The organism is Pseudomonas sp. NPDC087817, assembly GCF_044742875.1.
Classification (GTDB): Bacteria; Pseudomonadota; Gammaproteobacteria; order Pseudomonadales; family Pseudomonadaceae; genus Aquipseudomonas.
The window spans coordinates 1-6,034 of the sequence record NZ_JBIUVJ010000124.1 but is presented as its reverse complement, the minus strand read 5'-3'; the positions used below and the strand labels follow the sequence as shown (position 1 = coordinate 6,034).

The following is a 6,034-nucleotide window of genomic DNA, read 5'->3' as shown; positions in this document are numbered from 1 at the left end:
GCGCGGCTCGGGCCAGCCCTTGAGTTCAAAGTGGTGGTGTATCGGAGCCATGCGGAACACACGGCGACCGGTCAGCTTAAAGGACGCAACCTGAATGACGACTGACAGGGTTTCCATCACGAACACGCCGCCCATGATGAACAGGACGATTTCCTGACGGACGATCACCGCGATGGTGCCCAGTGCCGCGCCGAGTGCCAGTGCACCGACGTCGCCCATGAACACCTGCGCCGGGTAGGTGTTGAACCACAGGAAGCCCAGACCGGCACCGATCAGCGCACCGCAGAACACGATCAGCTCACCCGCGCCCGGCACATACGGGATCAGCAGGTATTCAGCGAATTTCACGTTACCCGACAGGTAGCAGAAGATGCCCAGACCACCGCCGACCATCACGGTTGGCATGATTGCCAGACCGTCGAGGCCGTCGGTCAGGTTGACCGCGTTGCTCGAACCAACGATCACAAAGTAGGTCAGCACGATGAAGCCGACGCCCAGCGGAATGCTGTAGTCCTTGAGCATCGGCAGGATCAGTGTGGTTTCCACCGGGGTGGAAGCGGTCATATAAAGGAAGATCGCCGCGCCGAGGCCGAACACCGATTGCCAGAAATACTTCCAGCGGCTCGGCAGGCCACGCGAATTCTTCTCGATGACTTTGCGGTAATCGTCGACCCAGCCGATGGCACCGAACAGCAGGGTCACCAGCAAAACAGTCCAGACGTAACGGTTGCTCAGGTCAGCCCAGAGCAGAGTGCTGACGCCGATCGAAGAGAGAATCAGCGCGCCACCCATGGTCGGCGTACCGGATTTCGACAAGTGCGATTGCGGACCATCGTTACGAACGGATTGACCGATCTGACGGTTCTGCAAAGTGCGGATCATCCACGGGCCATAGCACAGCGACAAAACCAGCGCGGTCAGCACACCGAGGATCCCGCGCAGGGTCAGGTACTGGAAGACCGCGAAGCCTTTGTAGAACTGTTGCAGATACTCCGCTAGCAGCAGCAGCATTAATGTTTCTCCAGACTGGACCCGCACAGAGCCGCAACGATGTTTTCCATCGCTGCACTGCGCGAACCCTTGATCAAAATAGTGGTGTTTGTGTCCTGCTCGGCGTCGAGGGCCTGGATCAGTTCGGCTTGCGTGCCGAAGTGATGCGCCTGCTCACCGAAAGCGTTTACGGCGTGAACCATGTTTGGCCCGACTGCATAAAGCGCGGAAACCTTGCCCCGGGCGTATTCGCCCACGTCGCGGTGCCCCTGCTCCGCCCAATCGCCCAACTCGCCGATATCTCCGAGCACCAGGACGGTGCGGCCGGAAAAGCCGGCGAGTATATCAACGGCCGCGCACATCGAGGTGGGGTTTGCGTTGTAAGTGTCATCAATCACGCGCATGCCGTTTTTCGCCAGTTGCGCAACGGTACGACCCTTGACCGGCTGCACGGCGCCCAGCCCGGTGGCGATGCCGAACAGCGACACGCCCAGGGCGTGCGCAGCGGCGGCGGCAGCCATGGCATTGGCAACGTTGTGGGTGCCGAGCAGGTTCAGTTGAACGCGCTCGACACCTTCAGGTGTGTGCAGATTGAAGGCCGGGCAACCACGGGCATCGGTGCTCAAGTCGCTGGCGTAGAAGTCAGCTTGCGAATTGCTCAAAGCGAAGGTCAGCACTTTGCGAGCGCCCGCACGGATCTTCCAGATACCGAAGGCCTTGTCATCGAGGTTAAGCACGGCGACGCCATCGGCCGCCAGCCCGTCGATGATTTCGCCCTTGGCTTCGACGATTTTTTCCGGGCCGCCGAACTCACCGACGTGCGCGGTGCCGGCATTGTTCAGGATCGCCACATGCGGCTTGGTCAGGCCAACGGTGTAGGCGATTTCGCCGAGACGCGAGGCACCCAGTTCGATCACGGCCGAAGTGTGCTCCGGGGCCAGTTCGAGCAGGGTCAGCGGCGCGCCGAGGTCGTTGTTCAGATTGCCACGGGTCGCCAGTACCGGACCGCGCGTGCGCAGAATGCTCGCGAGCATTTCCTTGACCGTGGTCTTGCCGCTGGAGCCGGTGATGGCCGCGACTGGCTGAGTGAATGCGGCACGGTTCAAGGTGCCCAATTGGCCGAGGGCCTGACGGGTGTCCTTGACCAGCAACTGCGGCAACGTGCTGTCGGCGACTTCACGCTCGACCAGCGCAGCCACCGCGCCTTTGGCGGCGACGTCGTTCAAATAGTCATGACCGTCAAAACGCGGGCCGGTCAGGGCAATAAACAGTTGGCCAGGTTTGATCGCACGGCTGTCGATGCTGACGCCGTCGAAACTGGCATCGGCGCTGATCAGGCGTGCGTCGAGCGCGTTGGTCAACTCGCTGAGTTTCAGGGCCTTAAGCATGGGCCACCTCCCAAGCGGTCAGGGCGTGATCGGCCTCGACCAGATCAGAGAAGGCATGGCGCTCGCCGTTGATTTCCTGATAGTCCTCGTGACCTTTACCGGCCAGGACAATCACGTCATCCGCTGAAGCACCGGCAATCAGTTGTGCAATCGCCTGGCCACGGCCAGCGACGAAGGTGACTTTATCCACAGCCGTGAAACCGGCGCGGATGTCATCGAAAATTACTGCCGGGTCTTCAGTGCGCGGGTTGTCGTCGGTGACCAGCACTTGATCGGCCAGACGCTCGACCACTTCGGCCATCAACGGACGCTTGCCGCGATCGCGATCACCGCCGCAACCGAACAGGCACAGCAGTTGGCCTTTGACGTGCGGGCGCAAAGCGGTCAGAACTTTTTCCAATGCATCCGGAGTGTGGGCGTAATCGACCACCACCAACGGCTGAGTGCCGCCGCCCAGACGCTGCATGCGACCGGCCGGACCCTCGAGTTTCGGCAGCACTTTGAGAATTTCGTCGAGCGCGTAGTCCAGACCGAGCAAGGCGCCAACGGCGGCCAATACGTTGCTCAGGTTGAAGCGACCGAGCAAGGTGCTGCGCAGATGATGTTCGCCCTGCGGCGTTACCAGCGTGGCGCGCACGCCGTGGTCGTCGAACTGCGCTTCGCGGCAAAACAGGTAGGCGCTGCTGTCGAGCAGGCTGTAGGTGATCAAACGCGACTCGCGTTTTTCGGCAGCCAGTTGCCGGCCGAAATCGTCGTCGAGGTTGACCACGCGGCACTTCAGATCATTCCAGGCGAACAGCTTGGCCTTGGCCTCGGCGTACGCCTCCATGGTGCCGTGATAATCCAGATGATCGCGGGACAGGTTGGTCATCACCGCCACGTCGAAAGCCAGCGCAGTGACCCGGCCCTGATCCAGACCGTGGGACGAGACCTCCATGGCCACGGCTTTGGCGCCGGCCTTTTTCAGGTCGCCCAGGGTCGCTTGTACGGCGATCGGATTCGGCGTGGTGTGCAGACCGCTTTCCAGTGCGCCATAGAAGCCGGAACCGAGGGTTCCGACGATGCCGCAATGCTGGCCAAGCAGATCCAGTGCCTGCGCGACCAATTGGGTCACGCTGGTCTTGCCGTTGGTGCCGGTCACGCCGATCAGGTTCAGGTGATGGCTTGGCTCGCCGTAAAAACGCCCGGCGATATCCGACAGCTGCGCCGCCAGACCTTTGACCGGAATCAGCGGCACATCGGTGATCGGCAGCACAGTGGCGCCTTCCACTTCATAGGCCACGGCCGCCGCGCCGCGCGCCAGAGCATCGGCAATGTGCGCACGGCCATCGAATTTGCCGCCAGGCACCGCGAGGAACAGGTCGCCCGCGCGTACGTTGCGACTGTCCAGCGCCAATTCACGGATCAACAGATCGTGGCCGGCGTGGGGGAATATCTTGTTCAGACTTAATGACATCAGCCGCGCCCTCCATTGGCTTTCAGCGGAACGACCGGGGTGGCGTTGGCCTGTTGTGTGGTCGGCAGGTTGTCCGGGGTCACGTTCATCAGGCGCAGGGTGCCGGACATCACACGGCTGAACACCGGTGCGGAAACCAGACCACCGAAGTAACCGGCCTTGGACGGTTCATCGATCACCACAACGATGGCGTAACGCGGATCGCTCATCGGCCCGAAGCCGGCGAACAAAGAACGGTACGAGTTTTCGGCGTAGCCCTTGGTGCCTACCGACGTTTTACGTGCAGTACCGGACTTGCCCGCCACGTGATACGCCGGCACCTGTGCACGGAACACGCCGCGCGGGGCTTCGATCACCTGCGTCAGCATGCCTTGCATGGTTTTCGCGACCGCTTCCGGCAGCACTTGCGTGGTTTGCGGCGGCTTGTCGGTTTTGATCAGAGTCAATGGCGCCAGACGACCATTGTTGGCCAGCGCCGAGAACGCGTGAACAAGCTGAATCGCGGTCACGGAAATACCGTAGCCGTAAGACAGCGTGGCAGTTTCAGCCTTGCGCCATTCGCGGTAGTTCGGCAGGTTGCCGACACGTTCGCCCGGGAAGCCGAGGCCGGTGTCCTGGCCAAGGCCGACTTTCTGCGCGAGACGGAAAATGGTTTCGCCGCCGATATCGAAGGCGACCTTACTCATGCCGACGTTACTGGAATTGATCAGGATGCCGGTCAGGTCGAGTACCGGACCTTCGGTCTTGGAAACGTCCTTGATCGTGTACTTGCCGATCTGCAGGGAGCCCGGGTACACCTCGACGGTATCGCTCGGTTTCCAGCGGCCGGTTTCGATCGCGGCGCTCATGGAGATGGCTTTCATGGTCGAACCCGGTTCGAACACGTCGATCATTGCGCGGTTACGCATCATCGCCGGTTGCAGGTTGCGACGGTTGTTCGGGTTGTAGGTCGGCTGGTTGACCATGGCGAGAATTTCGCCGGTCTTCACGTCCATGATCACCAGACTGCCGGCCTTGGCGCCGTTCTCGATGATCGCGTTACGCAGCTCGCGGTTGGCCAGATATTGCAGACGCAGATCAATGGACAACGCCAAGGGCTTGCCGGCCTTGGCGTTTTTGGTGACCTGGACATCCTTGATCAGCCGACCGCGCCGATCCTTGATGACCTGTCGTTTGCCCGGCACTCCGGCGAGCCATTCGTCATAAGCGAGTTCGACACCTTCGCGACCGTGGTCATCAATGTCGGTAAACCCGACCATGTGCGCGGTGACTTCACCGGCCGGGTAGAACCGGCGGAATTCTTCGATGCCGTAGACGCCCGGCACTTTCAGGTCGAGCACAGCCTGGCCCTGCTCGGGGGTCAGCCCGCGCACCAGATAGATGAATTCTTTGTTGGCTTGCGCTTCGAGGCGTTCGGTCAGGGCTTTCGGGTCCTGACCCAGGGCGGCGGCGAGTGCCGGCCACTTCTCTTTGGCGGTCTGCATTTCCTTGGCGTTGGCCCACAGCGTGGTCACCGGGGTACTCACGGCCAAAGGCTCGCCGTTACGGTCGGTGATCAGACCACGGTGAGCCGGAATCGGGATATGGCGCAGACTGCGTGCATCGCCCTGACCTTTGAGGAAGTCACGGTCAACCACTTGCAGATCGATGATGCGCCAGCAGATCGCCGCGACCATCACGCCGAGCAGCGCCACCATCAGGCGGAAGCGCCATGGGAACAGTGCGCCTTCGAGTTTCATCATGGCGCCACCATCTTCACGTCAGCCGCGCCGGGAATGTGCATCTTCAGTTGTTCGGTGGCCAGCACTTCGATCCGGCTGTGCGCGGTCCAGGTGCTTTGTTCGAGAATCAAACGGCCCCACTCGGCCTGCGCCTTGTCGCGCACGCTGAGTTCGTTGTACAGGGTGTTGAGCAACTGCCGGTTCCAGTGCGCGCTGTAGGACACGGCGATGGCCGACACGAGCACGCCGATGAACAGCAGCAGCATCAGAAAGCTGCCGCCGGGCAGTGGCTTGGCGAAAAGCTTGCTCACCGCAGCTTCTCCGCGACGCGCATGACGGCGCTACGGGAACGTGGGTTGGCTTTGAGTTCGGCGTCGGAGGCCGTGTGGGCGATGCCCTGGACTTGGATTTTCGGTTCGAGCGCTTCGTGTGGACCCGGCCGGTTGCGCGGGTGGGTGTCGGGGGCGCCTTTCACCAGC

Annotated in this window: 5 protein-coding genes and 1 pseudogene; all 6 read right to left on the bottom strand. The window is 61.6% G+C overall.

Features of this window, described 5'->3' with window-relative positions; genetic code table 11:
- Positions 1–1,011: phospho-N-acetylmuramoyl-pentapeptide-transferase (mraY, locus tag ACIONG_RS29635; RefSeq protein WP_401304505.1), on the bottom strand; the 1,011-nt coding region annotated here is incomplete at its 3' end.
- Positions 1,011–2,378, bottom strand: coding sequence for a UDP-N-acetylmuramoyl-tripeptide--D-alanyl-D-alanine ligase (gene murF, locus ACIONG_RS29630; protein WP_401304503.1), 1,368 nt, complete (start codon positions 2,376–2,378; stop codon positions 1,011–1,013). The genes mraY and murF, both read right to left, overlap by 1 nt.
- On the bottom strand, positions 2,371–3,834 hold the full coding sequence (locus ACIONG_RS29625; RefSeq protein WP_103306217.1) for a UDP-N-acetylmuramoyl-L-alanyl-D-glutamate--2,6-diaminopimelate ligase: 1,464 nt from the start codon (positions 3,832–3,834) through the stop codon (positions 2,371–2,373). The genes murF and ACIONG_RS29625 overlap by 8 nt, the downstream gene beginning before the upstream one ends.
- Positions 3,834–5,573, bottom strand: coding sequence for a penicillin-binding protein 2 (locus ACIONG_RS29620; protein ID WP_177431450.1), 1,740 nt, complete (start codon positions 5,571–5,573; stop codon positions 3,834–3,836). The genes ACIONG_RS29625 and ACIONG_RS29620 overlap by 1 nt, the downstream gene beginning before the upstream one ends.
- The gene (gene ftsL, locus ACIONG_RS29615) at positions 5,573–5,866 is read right to left on the bottom strand and encodes a cell division protein FtsL (RefSeq protein WP_007917008.1); all 294 of its coding nucleotides are present in this window, start codon (positions 5,864–5,866) and stop codon (positions 5,573–5,575) included. The genes ACIONG_RS29620 and ftsL overlap by 1 nt, the downstream gene beginning before the upstream one ends.
- Positions 5,863–6,034: pseudogene (locus ACIONG_RS29610) on the bottom strand (16S rRNA (cytosine(1402)-N(4))-methyltransferase); the annotation flags it as partial. The gene ftsL and the pseudogene ACIONG_RS29610, both read right to left, overlap by 4 nt.

Excerpts from the sequence above, each read along its gene's own strand:
- murF (WP_401304503.1), bottom strand. The coding sequence starts at position 2,378 with ATGCTTAAGGCCCTGAAACTCAGCGAGTTGACCAACGCGCTCGACGCA.
- ACIONG_RS29625 (WP_103306217.1), bottom strand. The coding sequence starts at position 3,834 with ATGTCATTAAGTCTGAACAAGATATTCCCCCACGCCGGCCACGATCTG.
- ACIONG_RS29620 (WP_177431450.1), bottom strand. The coding sequence starts at position 5,573 with ATGAAACTCGAAGGCGCACTGTTCCCATGGCGCTTCCGCCTGATGGTG.